The sequence below is a fragment of the Duganella phyllosphaerae genome, from assembly GCF_001758785.1.
Lineage (GTDB): Bacteria > Pseudomonadota > Gammaproteobacteria > Burkholderiales > Burkholderiaceae_D > Rugamonas > Rugamonas phyllosphaerae.
Map to the genome: position 1 here is coordinate 24,813 of NZ_LROM01000124.1, position 19,543 is coordinate 44,355.

Annotated in this window: 20 protein-coding genes; 13 read left to right on the top strand and 7 right to left on the bottom strand. The window is 63.2% G+C overall.

Annotated features, from left to right (window positions below):
* From DUPY_RS21545 to DUPY_RS21580, 8 genes are all read left to right on the top strand, one after another.
* Nucleotides 1-402, top strand: a complete 402-nt coding sequence (locus tag DUPY_RS21545) for a PTS sugar transporter subunit IIA (protein ID WP_026637766.1) — start codon at nt 1-3, stop codon at nt 400-402.
* Between the two features lie 69 nt (nt 403-471).
* Nucleotides 472-741 (top strand): HPr family phosphocarrier protein, encoded by a 270-nt coding sequence (locus tag DUPY_RS21550; protein ID WP_070250923.1) that lies wholly within the window; start codon nt 472-474, stop codon nt 739-741.
* Nucleotides 742-785: 44 nt separating this feature from the next.
* Nucleotides 786-2,534 carry a phosphoenolpyruvate--protein phosphotransferase gene (ptsP, locus tag DUPY_RS21555; protein ID WP_070250926.1) on the top strand — a complete coding sequence of 583 codons (1,749 nt, stop codon included), beginning with the start codon at nt 786-788 and terminating at the stop codon, nt 2,532-2,534.
* 186 nt (nt 2,535-2,720) lie between these two features.
* Nucleotides 2,721-3,896: a homoserine O-succinyltransferase MetX gene (metX, locus tag DUPY_RS21560; protein ID WP_071651680.1), complete on the top strand. Its 1,176-nt coding sequence runs from the start codon at nt 2,721-2,723 to the stop codon at nt 3,894-3,896.
* On the top strand, nt 3,893-4,498 hold the full coding sequence (metW, locus tag DUPY_RS21565; protein ID WP_070250930.1) for a methionine biosynthesis protein MetW: 606 nt from the start codon (nt 3,893-3,895) through the stop codon (nt 4,496-4,498). Before metX ends, metW begins: the two co-directional genes overlap by 4 nt.
* A 2-nt stretch (nt 4,499-4,500) precedes the next feature.
* A complete protein-coding gene (locus DUPY_RS21570; RefSeq protein ID WP_070250932.1) occupies nt 4,501-5,757 on the top strand; it encodes an AmpG family muropeptide MFS transporter in 1,257 nt (418 codons plus the stop codon).
* On the top strand, nt 5,744-6,634 hold the full coding sequence (locus DUPY_RS21575) for a M48 family metallopeptidase (RefSeq protein WP_070250934.1): 891 nt from the start codon (nt 5,744-5,746) through the stop codon (nt 6,632-6,634). The genes DUPY_RS21570 and DUPY_RS21575 overlap by 14 nt, the downstream gene beginning before the upstream one ends.
* Nucleotides 6,634-7,542 carry a pseudouridine synthase gene (locus DUPY_RS21580; protein WP_070250936.1) on the top strand — a complete coding sequence of 303 codons (909 nt, stop codon included), beginning with the start codon at nt 6,634-6,636 and terminating at the stop codon, nt 7,540-7,542. Before DUPY_RS21575 ends, DUPY_RS21580 begins: the two co-directional genes overlap by 1 nt.
* Before the next feature lie 13 nt (nt 7,543-7,555).
* Here DUPY_RS21580 and DUPY_RS21585 read toward each other — a convergent pair whose 3' ends face one another.
* Nucleotides 7,556-8,329: an exodeoxyribonuclease III gene (locus DUPY_RS21585; RefSeq protein ID WP_070250938.1), complete on the bottom strand. Its 774-nt coding sequence runs from the start codon at nt 8,327-8,329 to the stop codon at nt 7,556-7,558.
* Between the two features lie 96 nt (nt 8,330-8,425).
* Between DUPY_RS21585 and pyrE the strand changes: the two genes are divergently transcribed.
* Nucleotides 8,426-9,091, top strand: coding sequence for an orotate phosphoribosyltransferase (gene pyrE / locus DUPY_RS21590; RefSeq protein ID WP_070250939.1), 666 nt, complete (start codon nt 8,426-8,428; stop codon nt 9,089-9,091).
* A 237-nt stretch (nt 9,092-9,328) separates the two neighbouring features.
* Complete coding sequence (locus tag DUPY_RS21595; RefSeq protein ID WP_070250940.1) at nt 9,329-9,700, top strand: hypothetical protein; 372 nt, start codon at nt 9,329-9,331, stop codon at nt 9,698-9,700.
* A gap of 2 nt (nt 9,701-9,702) precedes the next feature.
* Here DUPY_RS21595 and DUPY_RS21600 read toward each other — a convergent pair whose 3' ends face one another.
* Nucleotides 9,703-10,638: a sodium-dependent bicarbonate transport family permease gene (locus DUPY_RS21600; protein WP_070250942.1), complete on the bottom strand. Its 936-nt coding sequence runs from the start codon at nt 10,636-10,638 to the stop codon at nt 9,703-9,705.
* A gap of 108 nt (nt 10,639-10,746) precedes the next feature.
* Here DUPY_RS21600 and DUPY_RS21605 point away from each other — a divergent pair, with 108 nt between their 5' ends.
* Nucleotides 10,747-11,721, top strand: coding sequence for a LysR family transcriptional regulator (locus tag DUPY_RS21605; protein ID WP_070250943.1), 975 nt, complete (start codon nt 10,747-10,749; stop codon nt 11,719-11,721).
* Between the two features lie 15 nt (nt 11,722-11,736).
* On the opposite strand, the gene DUPY_RS21610 is transcribed toward DUPY_RS21605, so the two are convergent.
* The 5 genes from DUPY_RS21610 to gatC all read right to left on the bottom strand — a co-directional run bounded on the left by DUPY_RS21610 (nt 11,737) and on the right by gatC (nt 17,012).
* The gene (locus tag DUPY_RS21610; RefSeq protein WP_070250945.1) at nt 11,737-13,008 is read right to left on the bottom strand and encodes a M56 family metallopeptidase; all 1,272 of its coding nucleotides are present in this window, start codon (nt 13,006-13,008) and stop codon (nt 11,737-11,739) included.
* Nucleotides 13,005-13,379 (bottom strand): BlaI/MecI/CopY family transcriptional regulator, encoded by a 375-nt coding sequence (locus DUPY_RS21615; RefSeq protein ID WP_070250947.1) that lies wholly within the window; start codon nt 13,377-13,379, stop codon nt 13,005-13,007. The genes DUPY_RS21610 and DUPY_RS21615 overlap by 4 nt, the downstream gene beginning before the upstream one ends.
* Before the next feature lie 177 nt (nt 13,380-13,556).
* Nucleotides 13,557-15,017 (bottom strand): Asp-tRNA(Asn)/Glu-tRNA(Gln) amidotransferase subunit GatB, encoded by a 1,461-nt coding sequence (gene gatB / locus DUPY_RS21620; RefSeq protein ID WP_070250949.1) that lies wholly within the window; start codon nt 15,015-15,017, stop codon nt 13,557-13,559.
* 21 nt (nt 15,018-15,038) lie between these two features.
* Complete coding sequence (gene gatA / locus DUPY_RS21625; RefSeq protein WP_070250951.1) at nt 15,039-16,523, bottom strand: Asp-tRNA(Asn)/Glu-tRNA(Gln) amidotransferase subunit GatA; 1,485 nt, start codon at nt 16,521-16,523, stop codon at nt 15,039-15,041.
* Between the two features lie 186 nt (nt 16,524-16,709).
* On the bottom strand, nt 16,710-17,012 hold the full coding sequence (gatC, locus tag DUPY_RS21630; protein WP_070250953.1) for an Asp-tRNA(Asn)/Glu-tRNA(Gln) amidotransferase subunit GatC: 303 nt from the start codon (nt 17,010-17,012) through the stop codon (nt 16,710-16,712).
* Nucleotides 17,013-17,285: 273 nt separating this feature from the next.
* On the opposite strand from gatC, the gene DUPY_RS21635 reads away from it, so the two are divergent.
* Entirely contained in the window at nt 17,286-18,329 is a 1,044-nt protein-coding gene (locus DUPY_RS21635; RefSeq protein WP_008445008.1) for a rod shape-determining protein, read from the top strand.
* Between the two features lie 93 nt (nt 18,330-18,422).
* A partial coding sequence (gene mreC, locus DUPY_RS21640) for a rod shape-determining protein MreC (RefSeq protein WP_070250956.1) occupies nt 18,423-19,543 on the top strand: 1,121 nt, incomplete at its 3' end.

The window sequence follows — 19,543 nt, forward strand, 5'->3', positions numbered from 1 at the left end:
ATGGTTGGCATACTGCTTATGACGCACGCGCCGCTGGGACAGGCATTCATTGCCGCCTGCGCGCACGTGTTTCGCGGCCCCACCGAGCTGCTGGAAGCGATCGACGTGATCGCCGACCAGGATCTCGGGCAAGTCCAGCAACTGGCGGCGGCGGCGATCAAGCGGCTCGACGACGGCGACGGCGTGCTGGTGATGACCGACGTCAAGGGCGGTACGCCGTCCAATTGCTGCGACCGCCTGGCGGACGCGGGCAGGGTGGAAGTGATCGCCGGCATCAGCTTGCCGATGCTGTTGCGGGCCATTACTTACCGCCGCGATACGCTGGACGTGGTCGTCGAGATGGCCCTGGCCGGCGCGCAAAGTGGTGCGGTGCGCGTCGATAACCGGATTCGCGTCGGATAAAATTCGACTGGCGCGGGTTTTTTTAGAGTGCGGCTTTCTCGCAGTTTTTCTCGAAGAGACAAGATAAATATGATTCAACAAGAACTTGAGATTATCAACAAGCTCGGCCTGCACGCACGCGCGTCCGCCAAATTCACCCAGCTGGCCGCCAAGTTCCAGAGCGATGTCTGGCTGAGCCGCAATTCCCGCCGCATCAACGCCAAGTCCATCATGGGCGTGATGATGCTGGCCGCCGGCAAGGGCGCCAAGGTCCTGCTCGAAGCGGACGGCGCCGATGAAAAAGAATGCGTGGCTGCCCTCACTGCACTGATCAACGACAAGTTTGGCGAAGGCGAGTAATGCCCTCGGATCGCGGCCGCGCCCGTCCTTATTCCGGCGCCCCCATGGCTTCGTTTACCCTGCACGGCATCCCGGTGTCGCGCGGGATTGCGATTGGCCGCGCGCATAAACTGGCGCCGGCCGCGCTCGACGTCAAGCATTACCTGGTCGCCGAAGAACACCTCGAAGCCGAAGTGCTGCGCCTGCAGCAGGCGCTGGCCCAGGTCCACAAGGAACTGCAAACCCTGTGGAACGAGCTGCCCAAGGATGCACCCACGGAGCTGGGCGCGTTCATCGACGTGCACGCGCTGATCCTGTCCGACCCCATGATTTCCGAGGCGCCGCTCGACATCATCCGCGCGCGCCACTACAACGCCGAATGGGCGCTGCTCACCCAGATCGATGAACTGTCGGCGCAGTTCGACGAGATCGAAGACCCGTACCTGCGCGAGCGCAAGGCCGACATCCAGCAGGTGGCCGAGCGGGTGTTGAAGGTCCTGATGGGCACCGAGCAGATCCTGCCGCCGCCGGTCAAGGTGGGCGACGACGAATTCCAGCCGCAGATGATCATCGTCGCGCACGACATTTCGCCGGCCGACATGCTGCAGTTCCGCGACCGCTCGTTCATCGGTTTTGTCACCGATGTGGGCGGGCAGAACTCGCACACGGCGATTGTCGCGCGCAGTCTCGACATTCCGGCAGCCGTCGGCATGTCGGGCGCCTCGACCCTGATCGAGCAGGACGACTGGCTGATCATCGACGGCGACGCCGGCGTGGTCATCGCCAACCCCAGCGTGGTGGTGCTCGAGCAGTACCGCGACCGCCAGAACGCGGCGATTCGCGCCCGCAAAAAGCTGGGCAAACTCAAGAAAACCCCGGCCATCACCAAAGATGGCACCGAGATCACGCTGCTGGCCAATATCGAGCTGCCCGACGACTGCCCGGCCGCGATGGAGGCGGGCGCCAACGGCGTCGGCCTGTTCCGCTCCGAGTTCCTGTTCATGGGCCGCAAGGGCAAGATCCCGTCCGAGGACGAGCAGTTCGAGCAGTACAGGAAGGCGGTGGTGGCCATGAAGGGTCGGCCGGTGACGATCCGCACGCTCGACATCGGCGCCGACAAGCCGCTCGACCAGGCCGAGCACACGGCCTTGAACCCCGCGCTGGGCTTGCGGGCTATCCGCTACTGCCTTGCCGAGCCGCAGATTTTTCTGACCCAGCTGCGGGCGATTTTGCGCGCATCGGCCTTTGGCAAGGTGCGCATCCTGATCCCGATGCTGGCGCACGCGTTCGAGATCGACCAGTCGCTGGCCATGATCGCGCAGGCGAAAGCCGAGCTGCGCGACGAGCACGTCAAGTTCGACGAGACCGTCGACGTGGGCGCGATGATCGAAATTCCGGCCGCCGCGCTGGCGCTGCCGATGTTCGTCAAGCGCATGAACTTCCTGTCGATCGGCACCAATGACCTGATCCAGTACACGCTGGCGATCGACCGGGTTGATTACGAGGTCGCGCACCTTTACAATCCGCTCCATCCGGCTGTGCTGCAACTGATCGCCATGACGATTGCGGCCGGGCATAAGGCCGGGATCGACGTCGCCGTGTGCGGCGAAATGGCGGGCGATGTCAAGCTCACCCGCCTGTTGCTGGGACTGGGACTGCGCGAGTTCTCCATGCATCCGGCACAACTGCTCTCGGTCAAGCAGGAAATCCTGAACAGCGACCTGGCGCGCATCATGCCGCAAACCCGCAAGATCATGCGCTCGATGGAACCCAATGTAATTGCAGACGCGGTCGAACAATTACAACTGATGTAAGGCAGTGTGCTACAAAATGCCCACAGCGTCGTTCTGGCTCCTAGCCGTACATTCGTACTGTCGTCGTCCCCGGGCCTAGCTGTGAACATTTTGTAGCACACTGCAGTAGCTGATGGGACCCATCCTCGCGGTCCCATCCTGATAGATGGCCCGTGGGGCCGCCCCAATAAAAAAATCGAAACCACCATGTCATCCCTGGGATACGTCACCCCGCAAACCATGCATTTCGCCGAACCGCTGCCGCTGCAAAGCGGCGCGCAGCTGCGCGACTACATGCTGATGTACGAAACCTACGGCACCCTGAACGCCGACAAATCGAACGCGGTGCTGGTATGCCACGCCCTGAACGCCTCGCACCACGTGGCCGGCGAATACGAGGGCACGCCGAAAAGCACCGGCTGGTGGGACAATATGGTCGGCCCGGGCAAGTCGCTCGACACCGACAAGTTCTTCGTCATCGGCATCAACAACCTCGGCTCCTGCTTCGGCTCCACGGGCCCCATGCACACCAACCCGGCCACCGGCAAGCCATACGGCGCCGCGTTCCCGGTCGTCACCGTGGAAGACTGGGTCAGCGCCCAGGCGCGCCTGGCCGACAAGTGGGGCATCACGCAGTTTGCCGCCGTGATGGGCGGCTCGCTCGGCGGCATGCAGGCGCTGGCCTGGAGCATCATGTACCCGGACCGCCTGCGCCACTGCGTGGTGATCGCATCCACCGCCAAGCTGTCCGCGCAAAACATCGCCTTCAACGACGTCGCGCGCCAGGCGATTCTGTCCGACCCCGATTACCGAGGCGGCGACTTTTACGAGTACGGCGTAGTGCCCAAGAATGGGCTGCGGGTGGCGCGCATGGTCGGCCACATCACGTACCTGTCCGACGACGACATGGCGGAAAAATTCGGCCGCAAGCTGCGCGCCGTTGCCGACGACATTGCGGCGACCGGCACCTACAAGTTCGACTTCGGCGTGGACTTCGAGATCGAATCGTACCTGCGCTACCAGGGCGACAAGTTCAGCGAATACTTCGACGCCAACACGTACCTGTTGATCACCAAGGCGCTCGATTATTTCGACCCGGCGCGCCACCACGGCGGCGATCTGTCGAAGACCCTGGCAGCCACCCGCGCCAAGTTCTTCCTGGCGTCTTTCACCACCGACTGGCGCTTCTCGCCCGAGTGCAGCCAGGAAATCGTCAAGGCCCTGATCGACAACCGCCGCCAGGTGACCTACGCCGAGATCGACGCGCCGCACGGCCACGACGCCTTCCTGCTGGAAGACCCGCGCTACCTGAACCTGGTGCGCGCGTACTACGACCGGGTATGGAACGAGCTGAACGACATCAACAGCAAGGAGGCCGCATGAATTTCAACGACTTGAGCGCGGCCCGTCCCGACCTGGCTTTCATCGCCCACTGGGTGCCGCCCAGCGCCCACGTGCTCGACGTCGGTTGCGGCGACGGCGTGATGATGGACTACCTGCAAAGCGACAAGCGCTGCAGCGGCTACGGCATCGAGATCGCCGACGACAAGGTATTGGCCAGCACCCGCCGTGGCGTGCAGGTGGTGCAGCAGGATATGGAAAACGGCCTGGCGCTGTTTGGCGATAACAGTTTCGACACCGTCTTGTGCCTGTCGTCCTTGCAGATGATGAAGCACGTGGAAGCGCTGCTGCGCGACATCGTCCGGGTGGGCAAGGAGGTGATCGTCTCGTTCCCCAACTTCGCCTACTGGCCGCACCGCGTGGCGCTGCTGCGCGGGCGCATGCCGGTATCGAAATCACTGCCGTACGAATGGCACGACACGCCCAACCTGCGCTGCGCCACCATCAACGATTTCCGCGACCTGGCGCACGACTGCGGCGTGGAAGTGATCGACTGCGTGGCGCTGGCCGAAGGCAAACGCGTCGATTTCCTGCCCAACCTGCGCGGCGATTTGGCGGTATTCCGCCTCCGTAAGAAAGCATAGCGATGACCACCCCGGAACAGAAGAAAAGCTGGATCAGTTACCTGAACGGCCGCACCATCTCGATCCTGTTCCTGGGCTTTAGTTCCGGGCTGCCGCTGTACACGCTGATCTACCTGATGCAGGCATGGCTGGCCACGGCCGGACTCGATGTCAAGGCGCTTGGCCTGTTCGGCCTGATGACGTTCCCGTACACGTTCAAATTCCTGTGGGCGCCGCTGATGGACCGCTACAGCATTGGTACGCTGGGCCGGCGCCGGGGCTGGATGGCGGTTACGCAGATCGGCCTGTTCCTGGTGATCGGCGGCGTGGGCATGTTCGACCCAAAACAGGAGCTGACCCTGATCGTGCTGGCAGTGGGGGTCATCGCGTTCCTGTCGGCCAGCCAGGACGTGGTGATCGACGCCTACCGCCGCGAAATCCTGGCCGAAGAAGAGCAGGGCCTGGGCGCCGCCATCATCGTCAACGCCTACAAGGCGGCCAGCCTGATCCCCAGCGCGCTGGGGCTGGTGCTGGCCGACACCATGTCCTGGCAGTCCGTGTTCTGGATCGTGGCCGCGTTCATGCTGCCCGGTTTTATCTGCACCCTGCTGGCGAAAGAGCCGGCCGTGTATGGCGCGCCGCCGAAAAATCTGCAAGAGGCGATCGTGCTGCCGTTCAGGGAATTCATCGTGCGCGATGGCTTGAAACAGGCGATCATCATCATCATGTTCGTGCTGCTGTATAAAATCGGCGACACCATGGCCACCGCCCTATCGACCAAGTTCTTCCTCGATATCGGCTTTACCACCAAGCAGATCGGCCTCGCCGCCAACGCCACCGGCTGGTGGGCCAGCCTGGCCGGCGGCGCGGTGGGCGGCATCTGGATGATCAAGCTCGGCATCAACCGTGCGCTGTGGGTGTTCGGCGTCCTGCAGGCGCTTGCCATCCTCGGTTTTGCCTGGCTGGCCGAGGTGGGGCCCGATCCGTTCCTGCTCAGCGCAGTCTTCGGCTTCGAGGCGTTTGCCAGCCTGGGGCTCGGATCGGCAGCGCTGGTGGCGTTCATGTCGCGCGCCACCGACCCGCGCTACACGGCCACGCAGTACGCGTTGTTTTCCAGCCTGGCTGCGGTACCGCGCACATTCATCAACGCATCGGTAGGGTATATTGTCGCGGAAACCGGTTGGTTCTGGTTCTTTATGGTCTGCTTCATGCTGGCTTTCCCGGCCATGCTGATGCTCCCCAAAATCGCCCCATGGAATAAACGAGATGAAAAAGCTTAAATTCAACAGCGCCGCACTGGCGCTGGCCTGTGCGATGAGCGTGCTGCCGGCGCTGCCGGCATTGGCCCAAAACGACGGTATCCCGGTCGAAAAAATGTCGCGCATGCGCAGCATCGGCGGCGACGCCGACCAGGTCAACCAGCAGTCCAAGCTGCAGTACGACCAGATGCTCAAGCAGGCCCACGACAAGGACCAGGTTGCCACCGACAGCAACCCGCAGTTGATACGCCTGCGCGCGATTGCCGACCGCCTGATCCCGTTCACCAAGCGCTGGAACCCGGATGCGGCCAACTGGAAGTGGGAAGTCAACTTGCTCAATTCGCCGACCGTCAATGCGTTCTGCATGCCGGGCGGGCGCATCGCGTTCTACAGCGGCATTCTGACCAAGCTCAATCTGACCGACGATGAAGTGGCGGCGGTGATGGGCCACGAGATTGCCCACGCGCTGCGTGAACACGCGCGCGCGCAGGCCGGCAAGAACGCGGTGACCAGCACCGTCGCCCGCGTTGGCGGCTCGCTGATCGCCGGCTACTTCGGCCTCGATCCGCGCCTGGGCGACGCCGGCGGCAGTGCCGTGGCGCAGGTCTCGGCGCTGAAATTCTCGCGCAGCGACGAATCCGAGGCCGACCTGGTGGGCCTCGACCTGGCCGCGCGGGCCGGCTACGATCCGCGCGCCGGCGTGGCGCTGTGGCAGAAGATGGCGGCGATTAACAAAAGCCAGCCGATCAGCTTCCTGTCCACCCACCCGACCGGCAGCGACCGCATCAGGAACATGAACGACCACATGAACCTGGTGCTGCCGGTGTACGCCCGCGCCAAGGGGCTCGACGCGAACAAGCTGCCGCCATACCGTTCGCTGGCGCTGCCGAAATCCTGATGCCGGTGCGGTCCCCGGCAGATCGGCATCCGCTGCCGATGCGCGACGGCGTCGCGCCCAGCTACTTGTGGCTGCCGGAGGGCCAGTGGCCCGACATGATCACCTTCCTGGCCGCGCATTTTGCCGATGTGCCGGAGTCCACCTGGCGCGAGCGCATGGCGCGCGGCCACGTGGTCGATGGCGACGGTGTTCCGCTCGCGCCGCACAGCGCCTACCGCCGTGGCATGCGCATCTTTTACTACCGCGAGCTGGAACAAGTGGAGACGCCGATCCCGTTCCAGGAACAGATCCTGTTCATGGACGACCACCTGGTGGTGGTCGATAAACCACATTTTCTGCCGATGACACCGACCGGCCGCTTTTTGCACGAGACGCTGCTGGTGCGGCTGAAAAAAACGCTGGGCGAACCTGCGCTCACGCCGATCCACCGCCTGGACCGGGAGACTGCCGGCGTGGTGATCTTCTCGCGCCGCCCGGAAAGCCGGGGCGCTTACCAGTCGCTGTTTCAGCAGCGCGTGATCGAAAAAGAATACGAGGCACTGGCGCCACGCCTGGACGGCGCGCAGTTCCCGTTCACGTACCGCAGTCGCATGGTGGACGGCGACAAGTTCTTCCTCATGAAGGAGGAAGCGGGCGAGCCGAACTCGGAGACCATCATCGACGTCATCGAGCACGGTGCTGACTGCACGCGATATCGCCTGTTCCCCCACACCGGCCGCAAGCACCAGCTGCGCCTGCACCTGTCTGCGCTGGGTATCCCGATCCGGAACGACGCCTTTTACCCGGTGGCGCTGCCAAGCGGCCCGGACGACTACGAGCGCCCGTTAAAACTGCTGGCGCGCCGCATCTGCTTCCTCGATCCGCTCAGCGGCGACTGGCGCGAGTTTTCGAGCCAGCGCAGCCTCTGAGCCTCTTTGAGTTTCACTCGTGCGCGTAATCGATAATCAACGGCGCATGATCGGAAAACTTCTCTTCCTTGTACACGGCCACGCTGGTGGCGCGGGCGGCGATGCCGGGGGTGGCGACGTGGTAGTCGATGCGCCAGCCGACGTTCTTGGCGTAGGCCTGGCCACGGTTGCTCCACCAGGTGTACTGTTCTTCGCGCGGGTCGAGACCGCGGTGCACATCGACGTAGCCCACTTCGTCGAAGATGCGGGTCATCCATTCGCGCTCTTCGGGCAGGAAGCCGGAGTTTTTCTTGTTGCCTTTCCAGTTCTTGAGGTCGATCTCCTTGTGGGCGATGTTCCAGTCGCCGCAGATCACCACTTCGCGGCCTTCCGCGTGCAGCAGTTGCAGGTGCGGCAAGAACAAATCCATGAAGCGGAACTTGGCTTCCTGGCGCTCGGGGCCGGACGAGCCGGACGGGCAGTACACGGAAATCACGGTCAGGTTGCCGAAGTCGCAGCGCACGTAGCGGCCTTCGCGGTCGAACTCGGGGGCGCCGAAGCCGATCACCACGCGGTCCGGTTCGAGGCGGCTGTAGATGCCGGTGCCCGAGTAGCCCTTCTTTTCGGCGTAGTGGAAGTGGCCGTGGTAGCCGCCCGGGTTGAGGAATTCCGGCGTCATGTCCGGCGCTTGCGCCTTGAGTTCCTGGACACAGACGAAATCGGCATCCTGCCTGGCCAGCCAGGTGAAGAAACCCTTGGACGAGGCGGAGCGGATGCCGTTCAGGTTGGCGGAGATGATTTTTGGCATGAAGGCAAGTGCTTGAAAAAGCGTCGAAATTTTGGAATGCGCTAGTGTAGCGGTAAAATACCGGCACTTTCCAGAATTGAACAGAAATGAGGCAGCATGAGCAATTTACGTCAGGATTTCATCGAGTTTTCGGTCAAGACCGGAGTGTTGCGCTTTGGCGAGTTCACCACCAAGGCCGGGCGCCAGTCGCCGTACTTCTTTAATGCCGGACTGTTCCATGACGGCGCCACGCTGGCCCAGCTGTCGCAGTTTTACGCGCAGACCCTGCTCGACTCGGGCGTGGAATTCGACATGCTGTTCGGCCCCGCCTACAAGGGCATCACCCTGGCCTCGGCCACCGCGATGGCGCTGGCTGGCAAGGGCCGCAACACCTCGTTCGCCTACAACCGCAAGGAAGCCAAGGACCACGGCGAGGGCGGCACCCTGGTTGGCGCCAAGCTGGCCGGCAAGGTCGTCATCATCGACGACGTCATTTCGGCCGGCACCTCGGTGCGCGAGTCGGTGGACATGATACGCGCCGCCGGCGCCGAGCCATGCGCGGTGCTGATCGCGCTCGACCGCATGGAACGCGCCGGCAAGGATGGTCAGCTATCGCCGAACTCGGCGGTGCAGGAAGTGGCGATCCAGTACAACATCCCGGTGATTTCCATCGGCAACCTCGACGACCTGTTCGGCTACCTGAACGGCGCCGGCGCCGATCCGCAACTGCTGCAACACAAGGACGCGGTGGCGGCCTATCGCGAACGCTACGGAATTATTTGATGTGAGCAGCCTGTCGGACTTGGGATCGTCAGCTGCAAAAATACCTGGATCGGTCCATATTTCGCCAATTTCTCGGCCCATAGCCCACTATGGGCACTGCGAAATCGACAAAATCTGTAATCGATCAGCTATTTTTTCGCTTTGACTCCCCAAGTCCGGCAGGCTGCAAGTCTTCTGGACGCCGGTGTTTCTTTGGTGTAATCTTTTAGATCGGCGTACAGACCAACCGAGGCAGGCATGAACATAGCAACATTGAAGGTACACGGCGGCGACGAAGGACTGGCCGATATCCGCGACGGCTTGCCGGTCGAGCCCGATGGCGACTGGCGCCGTGGCGACGTCAAGCCCGACGGCCGGGTACGCATTGATTCCGGTTTCTACGTGCGCATCGCCACCGACGACAATCCCGATGAACTGCTCAAGGCGATCCGTACCTTCCTGGCCGAGTCGTCCGCGCGCGGCATCCACTTCGAGCGCGCCGACGTGGCGGCCGAGTTGCGCATCTCGTTCAGCTCCGAGCGCGGCGCGGCCACGCCCACGCTCGACTTCTCGCTGTCCGACCTGGCCCTGCTGGTCGAGATGGGCATCAACCTCAGCATTACCGCCTGATCTCAGACGCCCAGCCAGTGCCGGTACAACGGCAAGCCCAGTAGTACATTGACCGGGAACGTGATGCCCAGCGCAGCGAGCATCGCCAGCCCGATATCGGCCTGCGGGATGGCGGCGCGGATCGCGGCCGGTGCGGCGATATAGGACGCGCTGGCGGTCAGGGCGGCCAGCACCAGCGTGGTTCCCGGCGGCAGCCCCAGCACGGTGGCCACGGCTATCCCGGCCCAGGCCAGCACGAACGGCGCCACCGCTGCAAACACCATCAGGCGCCAGTGCTGCAACGGCAGCGGCCGGCATACGCGCGCCGTGCACAAGCCCATTTCAAGTAAAAAGATCGCCAGCATGGCCTTGAAGCCGCCCAGCATCACGGGGGCGATCGGCGCCATGCCTTGCGGTCCGTACAAAGCACCGATCAGCACGCCGCCCCCGAGCAGCACCACGCCACGGCTGGTGAGCGCTTCGCGCCAGATGGCCATGCCGCCGTGGCTTGACGACGCGCCGCCCTGGCGCCGATGGTGCAGCCACAACATCACCACGATGGCCGGCAGTTCCAGCATCACCAGGTACAAGGTGGTTTGCGGACTCACGGCCAGGCCATCGTGCTCGGCCAGCGCCAGGGCCACGGCAAAGGTACCGGCGCTGACCGAGCCGTAATGGGCGGCGATGCTGAGCGCGTTGGGACGGTCGAGCCGTACCAGCCGGCGCAGCACCGGGTAGCACAGCAGCGGCAGCGCCACGCCCAGCGCGGCCACTACCAGCAGCTCGACCACGATGGCGCCGGTAACATGGCCGTGCAGCGCCATGCCGCCTTTTAAGCCAAGCACCAGCATCAGCAGGATGGCCAGCGTGTCGTAGGTGGGTGAGGGGAGTTTCAGGTCTGATTTGACGAGGCCGGCGCACAGGCCGAGGGCGAAGAAGGCGATCACGATGTCAGGCATGGAAAAAGTTTCTAATTGGAATGCTCGCCATTGTGCCGATCACCGCGTATATTGAATAATAAAACCTTCTGCAATAGGCCATAGAGCATTATCTATGAATGGACCGACATGAACATCCGCCACCTGAGTTTTCGCCTGCTGCAAATCTATGTGCAAGTGGTGCGCAGCGGCAGTATTTCCGCCGCCGCCCGCGCCATGCACCTGACACAGCCCACTGTGTCGCTGCAAATGAAACGGCTGGCCGAGGCAGTGGGCGCGCCGCTGTTCGAGCAACGCGAAGGGCGCTTCGAGCGCACCGCCGTGGGCGAGGAACTGTTTTGCGCTGCATGCGACGTGCTGGGCCGCTTCGACGATTTCAATGGCTACCTGGAACGCGCGCGGGGCGGCTCGTCCGGCCACATCAACGTGGCCGTGGTCACCACCGCGAAATACGTGCTGCCGCGCATCATGGGGGCGTTCTACCGCCAGTTTCCCGATATCGGCATGACGCTCAGCGTGGGCAACCGCGCGCACATCCTGGGCCGCTTCGAGCGCCAGGAGGACGAACTGTACGTGTTCAGCCATCCGCCGAGCGGACCGCAGGTGCAGGCTGCGCGCATCTTGCGCAATCCCCTGCAGATGATCGCGCCGCAGGACCACTGGGCGGCAGGCGGCCCGCAGGTGACGATGGCCCAGCTGCGCGGCGAACGGTTCCTGGTGCGTGAGCCGGGGTCGGCCACGCGGATGATGTTCGAATCGTGGCTCAGCGCCCAGGGCATGGATCTCGGCAATACCATGCAGGTCGAGAGCAACGAGGCGATCCGGTTGAGCGTGGCGTCGGGGCTGGGCGTGTCGGTGATTTCCGAGCACACCTTGCAGGAGGGCCGCGAAAGGCTGGCGGTGCTGCCGGTGGCCGGCTTTCCGCTCGAGAGCAACTGGTACCTGGTGGCGCGCAAGGACCGCCGCCTGTCGGCGCCGGCGCACAGCCTGATCAAGTTTATTGCCGGTCACCTGCACGAATGCGTGGAGCCGGCCTGTGCTCACTGGGTGGCGCCCGGGATTGCCGGGCTGGACGCGCATTTCATGCCGGCTGCGCGTCCTTGAGTCAGTCCTTCCCGCTTACTCCAGGTTCCAGTTGTACACCATCTTCAGCGACGACTCGACCGGTTTGCCGGCCTTGGTAGCAGGGATGAAACTGCACTTCTCGATGCCGGTGCGGGCGGCCTGGTCGAGGTCGGGATGACCACTGGTCTTTTCGATCTTGCTGGACTTGACCTTGCCGTCGGCGCCGATGGAAAAGCCGAGTGTGACCATGCCGGTACGTTGCTGGGCCACCGCCGCCGCCGGGTATTCCGGCTTGGCGCAGCTGTCGAAATTAACCACGGCCTTGATTGTTTTGTTCTTGGCCGTGGTGGCCTCGGCCGCCGTTGCCTCGGCATAAATTGCGACACAGGCCAGCGCCAGTCCCAGCATCGGAATCGCGGCTTTCCAGTTCAGGGCCTGCGGGGCAGGGCGCATCAGGTGTTGAATACGATCCATCAGATTTCCTCCGTTGGCCGCTTGGGCCAGGTGGTGGGTGGAGAACTGGAGACGTTCCAGTTCGGATAAAGCAAGTGCCAGACGCCGCGGTTCGCCGAGCTGCCTTGCTGCGAAATCATCTGCAATCAGTTCGCGTTCGGCACGGATGCGGTTCGAGAGCCACCAGACGGCCGGGTGGTAGAACAGCAGCGTTTCGATCACGTTCTGCAGCAGGTTGACCAGGTAATCGTGACGGCGCACGTGCGCCAATTCGTGCGCCAGCAGCGCTTCGAGCAGGTCGGGCGGCATGCGGGCGGCCAGCGCAGCCGGCACCAGCACCACCGGCCGCCACCAGCCGGCCGTGACCGGGCTGGCCAGCACTTCGACGATCCTCAGGCGCACCTGGCGCGTGATGCCGAACGCCTGCGTCATCTGCGACAGCCGTGCCTGCCAGCGTGCCTGCACCGGATCGTGGCGGCTGGCGTTGCGCCGCACCGTACGCTCGATCCACAGCAGCCCCAGCGCCATGCGTACCGACAGCACGGCCGCGCACAGCGCCCAGACGCTGACAATGCTCCGGACCGCAGCGCCGAGGTCGATCAGTTGACCGTTGCCGACCATGTTGCGGACCGCGAACTGCATCATGCCGGCCGCTTCACCTGGTGCTGCCGCGCCGTTGCCGAGGCGTTCGACCAGGCCCAGCGCGGGCCAGGCCAGGCAGGCCAGCAAGGCTGTGCACGCCACCAGGTAGCGGTATTCGGCGCGGCTGTTGCGCAGCAGCGCGAGCACGACGGCGGTGGCGCAGCCGATCAGCAAGCCCTGCCACAGGAAGTGGACCAGGGTGGCGCCCAGCATGGCGATGAAGGCGCTCATGGCTTTGGATCGTCCTTGAGCATGGCTTCAATCTCGGCCCGCTCTTTCTTGGAAATGCCCGAACGCAGCGCCGCCAGCACCAGCGCCTTGGCCGAACCGGAAAAAGCCTTGTCGATCAGGTCGCGCAGCAGGTTGGTTTGCAGCGAATCCTGGGCCTGGGCTGGCGCATAAATATGCGAGCGCTGGCTCTCGTCGCGAATCAGGATGCCCTTGGTGTGCATGATCTGCATCAGCCGCAGCACGGTGCCGTAAGCGAGCTCGGGCTTGTGTGCCAGCATCGCTTCGTGCACCTGCTTGGCGGTCGATGCGCCAAGCGGCCACAGGGTTTGCAACAGTTCGAGTTCGGCGGCGGTGGGTTTCGGGATGCTCATGGTGGTGTCGGTCAGGTGTGTCAGTGGTTGTAGATTAGTCTGTCTAGACAAAAATGTATACTTTATTCGACAGCCCTTTGAAGGCTGTGGCAGATTATAGACAGGACTGTCTACATTGGCATAAAAAAACGCCCCGCGAGCTGAAGCTGGCGGGGCGCGATCGGAGTGTTGGAAGGATCAACCGGCCAGCTTGGCTTTCAGCAGTTCGGTCAGCTGGGCCGGGTTGGCTTTGCCGCGCGAGGCTTTCATGGCTTGGCCGATCAGGGCGTTGATCGCTGCTTCCTTGCCGGCGCGGTACTGCTCGACCGACTTGGCGTTGGCAGCCAGCACTTCGTCAACGATCGCTTCCAGTGCGCCCGTGTCCGAAATCTGCTTCAGGCCTTTCGACTCGATCAGCGCATCGACCAGGTTGTCGTCGTCCGATTTCGCCGCCCACATGTCGGCAAACAATTCCTTGGCGGTCTTGTTGTTGATGGTGCCGTCGGCGATGCGCTTGAGCATCAGCGCCAGTTGCGCCGGCTTGACCGGGGCCTCCCCGATGTCCACGCCTTCGCGGTTGACGGTGGACGAGACGTCGCCCATCAGCCAGTTGGCGGCAGCCTTGGCGTTGTCCTTGCCGGCCGCATCGACCACGGCAACAAAATATGTCGCCATCGCTTTCGAGGCGGTCAGTACCAGCGCGTCGTATTCGGGCAGCGCGTAGTCGGAAATGAAGCGGGCGCGCATGGCGTCGGGCAGTTCCGGCATCGCGGCCTTGACTTGCTCGATCCAGGTGTTGGAGATGACCAGCGGCGGCAGGTCGGGGTCGGGGAAGTAGCGGTAGTCCTGGGCGTCTTCCTTGCTGCGCATTTCGCGGGTTTCCTTGCGGTCCGGGTCGTACAGGCGCGTCGCTTGCACGACCTTGCCGCCGTCTTCGATCAGCTCGATCTGGCGGCGCACTTCGACGTGCACGGCTTCTTCGATGAAGCGGAACGAATTGAGGTTCTTGATCTCGCAGCGGGTGCCGAACTGCGTTTGTCCTTTCGGCCGTACCGAGACGTTGATGTCGCAGCGGAACGAGCCTTCCTGCATATTGCCGTCGCACACGCCAAGCCACATCACCAGCGAGTGCAGGGCCTTGCAGTAGGCCACCGCTTCGGCGGCGCTGCGGATTTCCGGCTCGGAGACGATTTCCAGCAGCGGCGTGCCAGCGCGGTTCAGGTCGATGCCGGACATGCCGGCGTAGTCTTCGTGCAGCGACTTGCCGGCGTCTTCTTCCAGGTGGGCGCGGGTGAGGTTGACGGTCTTGGTAACGAACTGGCCGTCCTTTTCATAGCCGAACGTGACCGCGCCGCCGATGACCACCGGGTCTTCGAACTGGCTGATCTGGTAGCCCTTGGGCAGGTCCGGGTAAAAATAGTTTTTGCGAGCGAAGATCGAGGCTGGCGCGATTTTCGCACCCACGGCCAGGCCGAAGCGGATCGCACGATCGACGGCCTGCTTGTTCATCACAGGCAGCACGCCCGGCAGCGCCAGGTCCACCGGGCTGGCCTGGGTGTTGGGGGCCGCGCCGAACGTGGTCGGCGAGCCGCTGAAGATTTTTGATGCGGTGGTGAGCTGCACGTGGTTCTCAACACCGATGACGACTTCCCATTCCATATTGTTCTCGCTTTAGATTCTTTAGATACCGCTCGGTGCGCGGGTGTGCCAGTCGGTCGCCTGCTGGTAGGCGTGGGCGACGTTCAACAGCTTGGCTTCGCCGAAATGCTTGCCGATGATTTGCAGTCCTACCGGGCGGTTGGCGTTCTTGTCGCCCTGGCCGAAACCGACCGGGATCGACATGCCCGGCAAGCCGGCCAGGCTGGTGGACAGGGTAAAAATGTCGGCCAGGTAGGCGGCAACCGGGTCGTCGGACTTGTCGCCGAGGTCCCAGGCCACCGTGGGGGCCACCGGTCCCATGATGACGTCGCACACGGCGTTGGGGCCGTTCAGTACCGCTTCGAAATCCTCGGCGATCAGCCGGCGGATCTTTTGCGCCTTGAGGTAATAGGCGTCGTAGTAGCCGTGGCACAGCACGTAGGTGCCGACCATGATGCGGCGTTTGACTTCGGCCCCGAAGCCTTCGGCGCGGGTTTTGCGGTACATGTCGCCCAAGTCCTTGTAGCCGTCGGCGCGGTGGCCGAAGCGCACGCCGTCAAAGCGCGACAGGTTCGACGATGCCTCGGCCGGGGCGATCATGTAGTACGCGGGAATCGACAGCGCGGTATTGGGCAGCGAAATATCGACCAGGGTGGCGCCCAGTTCCACGTACTTGGCCAGCGCGGCGCGCACGGCGTCTTCGACGTCCTTGGCCAGTCCTTCGCCGAAGTATTCTTTCGGTACGCCGATGCGCAGGCCGGTCAAGGGCTGGCCCAGTTCGCGCGTAAAATCTTCGTCGATGCCGCCCAGTTCGGGCGTCAGGCTGGTGGAATCGCGTTCGTCGAAGCCGGCCATGGCGTTGAGCAGCAGCGCGCAGTCTTCGGCGGTTTGCGCCATCGGGCCGCCCTGGTCGAGCGACGAGGCAAACGCGATCATGCCGAAGCGCGATACGCGGCCATAGGTCGGCTTGATGCCGGTGATGCCGCAGAAGGCGGCCGGCTGGCGGATCGAGCCGCCGGTGTCGGTGCCGGTCACGCCCGGCGCCAGGCGCGCCGCTACGGCAGCGGCCGAACCGCCGGACGAGCCGCCCGGCACGGCAGTCTTGTCCCAGGGGTTTTTCACGGCGCCGAAGGCCGAGTTTTCATTGGCCGAGCCCATGGCGAATTCGTCGCAGTTCAGTTTGCCCAGCGTGACCATGCCGGCGGCGCGGAACTTTTCCACCACGGTGGCGTCGAACGGGCTCACATAGTTGGCCAGCATTTTCGAGCCGGCGGTCGAGCGCCAGTCGCGGGTGACGAAAATATCCTTGTGGGCGATCGGCACGCCGGTCAGCGCGGTGGCGGTGCCGTTGGCGATACGTTGATCGGCATCGGCAGCTTGCGCCAGGGTGAGGGCGCGGTCGACGTGCAGGAAGGCATTCAGGTCGCTTTGCTCGATACGGTCGAGGAAATGCGTGGCCAGCTCGGTGGCGGTAATGGCTTTGCTTTGCAGCAGCGCGGACAGCTCTTTAATGGTTTTGGTGTGCATGGCGTTCAATTCAGAATTCGTGGTGCCGTGGTTGTCAGTCGTACAGATACCGATGACCGCTTTGTTATCCGCTGCTCCGTCATTCCCGCGCAGGCGGGAATCCATAGAACGCTGGCATGGCTAACTCAGTATGGATACCCGCTGTCGCGGGAATGACGGATTCGAAGGCGCGTACTTGCCAAGGCGTTATTCAATCACCTTCGGCACCAGGTACAAGCCGTCCTGGGTCTTCGGCGCCACGGCCTGGTAGTCGTCGCGGCGGTTGGTTTCGGTGGCGTTGTCTTCGCGCAGGCGCAGCGCGATGTTGTTCATGTGGGCGGCCAGCGGGTGGCTCAGCGGGGCCACGCCGTCGGTATTGACTGCCTGCATCTGTCCGGCCATCTCGAAGATACCGTTGAGTTGGTCGAGGGCGGTGGCGCTCTGCGCTTCGCTCATCTCCAGTTGTGCCAGCTTGGCAATACGTGTTACGTCGGATAGGGTCAGGGACATGGCGTAGGGCGCGGGGAAAGCCGCGCAAATGTTTAAATTGTTACAATGATAAAAACTTGAAATTCCGCTAAAGCGCTGGTAAAAGCCGACGATTACCGCTTAACTTGCGGACTGGACTGATACACTTTCGGGCCGATTTTCGGCAAATTGCATTCAAATTATAAGGTAGAATGGCGGGTTGATGCGTTGCCGGGGCTGAATCATTGCCACCGCCGCTCACCACAGGACATCTTTCTACAGCTTACGCGCACCCAGTGGCGCCACAGGACACACATGTTTGGTTTTTTACGCAGGTATATTTCCACCGATCTGGCCATCGACTTGGGCACGGCCAACACTCTGATCTACGTCCGCGGCCAGGGCATCGTCCTTGATGAACCATCGGTCGTTGCGATCCGCCAGGAAGGCGGCCCGAACGGCAAGAAGACGATCCAGGCAGTTGGTAAGGAAGCAAAACAGATGCTGGGCAAGGTGCCTGGCAATATCGAGGCGATCCGCCCGATGAAAGACGGCGTGATCGCCGACTTCACCGTCACCGAGCAAATGCTCAAGCAGTTCATCCGCATGGTGCACGATTCCAAGTTCTTCCGTCCGTCGCCGCGCATCATCATTTGCGTACCGTGCGGCTCCACCCAGGTGGAACGCCGGGCCATTCGCGAATCGGCACTGGGCGCCGGCGCCTCGCAGGTGTACCTGATCGAAGAGCCGATGGCTGCAGCCATCGGCGCCGGCCTGCCGGTGTCGGATGCGACCGGATCGATGGTGGTCGATATCGGCGGCGGCACCACCGAGGTGGGCATCATCTCGCTGGGCGGCATGGTCTATAAAGGCTCCGTGCGCGTCGGCGGCGACAAGTTCGATGAAGCGATCGTCAACTACATCCGCCGCAACTACGGCATGCTGATCGGAGAGCAAACCGCCGAGGCGATCAAGAAGGCCATCGGTTCGGCCTTCCCGGGTTCGGAAGTGAAGGAAATGGAAGTCAAGGGCCGCAACCTGTCCGAAGGCATTCCACGTTCGTTTACCATTTCGTCCAACGAAATCCTCGAAGCGCTGACCGACCCGCTCAACAACATCGTTTCCGCCGTCAAGAACGCACTGGAACAAACCCCGCCGGAACTGGGCGCCGACATCGCCGAAAAAGGCATGATGCTCACCGGCGGCGGCGCGCTGCTGCGCGACCTCGACCGCCTCTTGATGGAAGAAACCGGTCTGCCGGTGCTGGTGGCCGAAGACCCGCTCACCTGCGTGGTGCGTGGCTCGGGCATGGCGCTCGAGCGCATGGACCAACTGGGGTCGATCTTCTCCTACGAGTGATCAAATAGATAAAACCGGGGCCGCTAAGCGGCCCCGGTTCATTGGGTGAGTTGACAGTCTGGTTGGCGCGGGAGCGCCGGATTATTGAAAGTCATGGAATACAGTCCTCCGCCACTTTTCAAGCAAGGCGCTTCGGCGCGGGTCAAGATGACGGTGTTCGCCTGCATATCGATCGTGCTGCTGCTGGTCGATTCGCAGATGCGCACGCTGGGCACCGTGCGCCAGGTCGTCGGCACCGTACTGCATCCGCTGCAGATGGTGGCACTGCTGCCGCGCGACGCCATCTATGGCGCCGGCGATTACTTCTCCTCGCTCGCGGAGATGAAAAAACAGGTCGATGAACTCAAACGCCAGCAGATCGCCGATGCCCAGGCGCTGCAGCAGGCGCAGTTGCGCACGGCCGAAAACAACCAGCTGCGCCGCCTGATGGGCGCGCGCGAGCAGGTGCCCACCAAGTCGATCCTGGCCGAAGTGCTGTACGACGCGCGCGACGCCAGCAGCCGCAAGATCATCCTCAACCGCGGCAGCAACAGCGACGTCTCGCTCGGTCTGCCCGTGATCGACAACCAGGGCGTGGTCGGCCAGGTCACGCGCGTGTTCCCGTTCACGTCGGAAGTCACGCTGCTGACCGACAAGGACCAGGCCATTCCCGTGCAACTGCTGCGCAACGGCTTGCGCAGCGTGGCTTACGGCCGCGGCAAGATCGGCTCGTTGGAGTTGCGCTTCACCGCCCCCAATGCCGATATCAAGGTCGGCGACATCGTGGTCACGTCCGGCCTCGATGGCATCTACCCGGCCGGACTGGCCGTGGCGCGCGTCACGCAAGTCGACAGCAACGCCAGCGGCGCTTTTGGCGGCGTGATCTGCCAGCCGCTGGCCGGCATCCAGAACAACCGTCAATTGCTGATCTTGATGTCGCCACCGGAAATCGCCCCGCGCCCGCCCGAGGAAGAACCACGCGTGCCGCGCAAGGGTAACAATCGCATGGCGCCGATCAAGGATCCGGCCAAGGAAGAGGCCCCGGCTGCTGGTGCCGCTGGTGGTGCACCTGCTGCCGCTGCTGTTTCCGACTTGATACCGAAGCCGCCTGCAATCACGACGCTTACGCCGCCGGCAACCACGACGGCTGCTGGTGCGCCAACTGCTGCCACGCCGGCGACTACCGCGAGCGCCAGGCCGGCCGCCGGAGCGCCGGCCGCCGGAGCGCCCGAGAG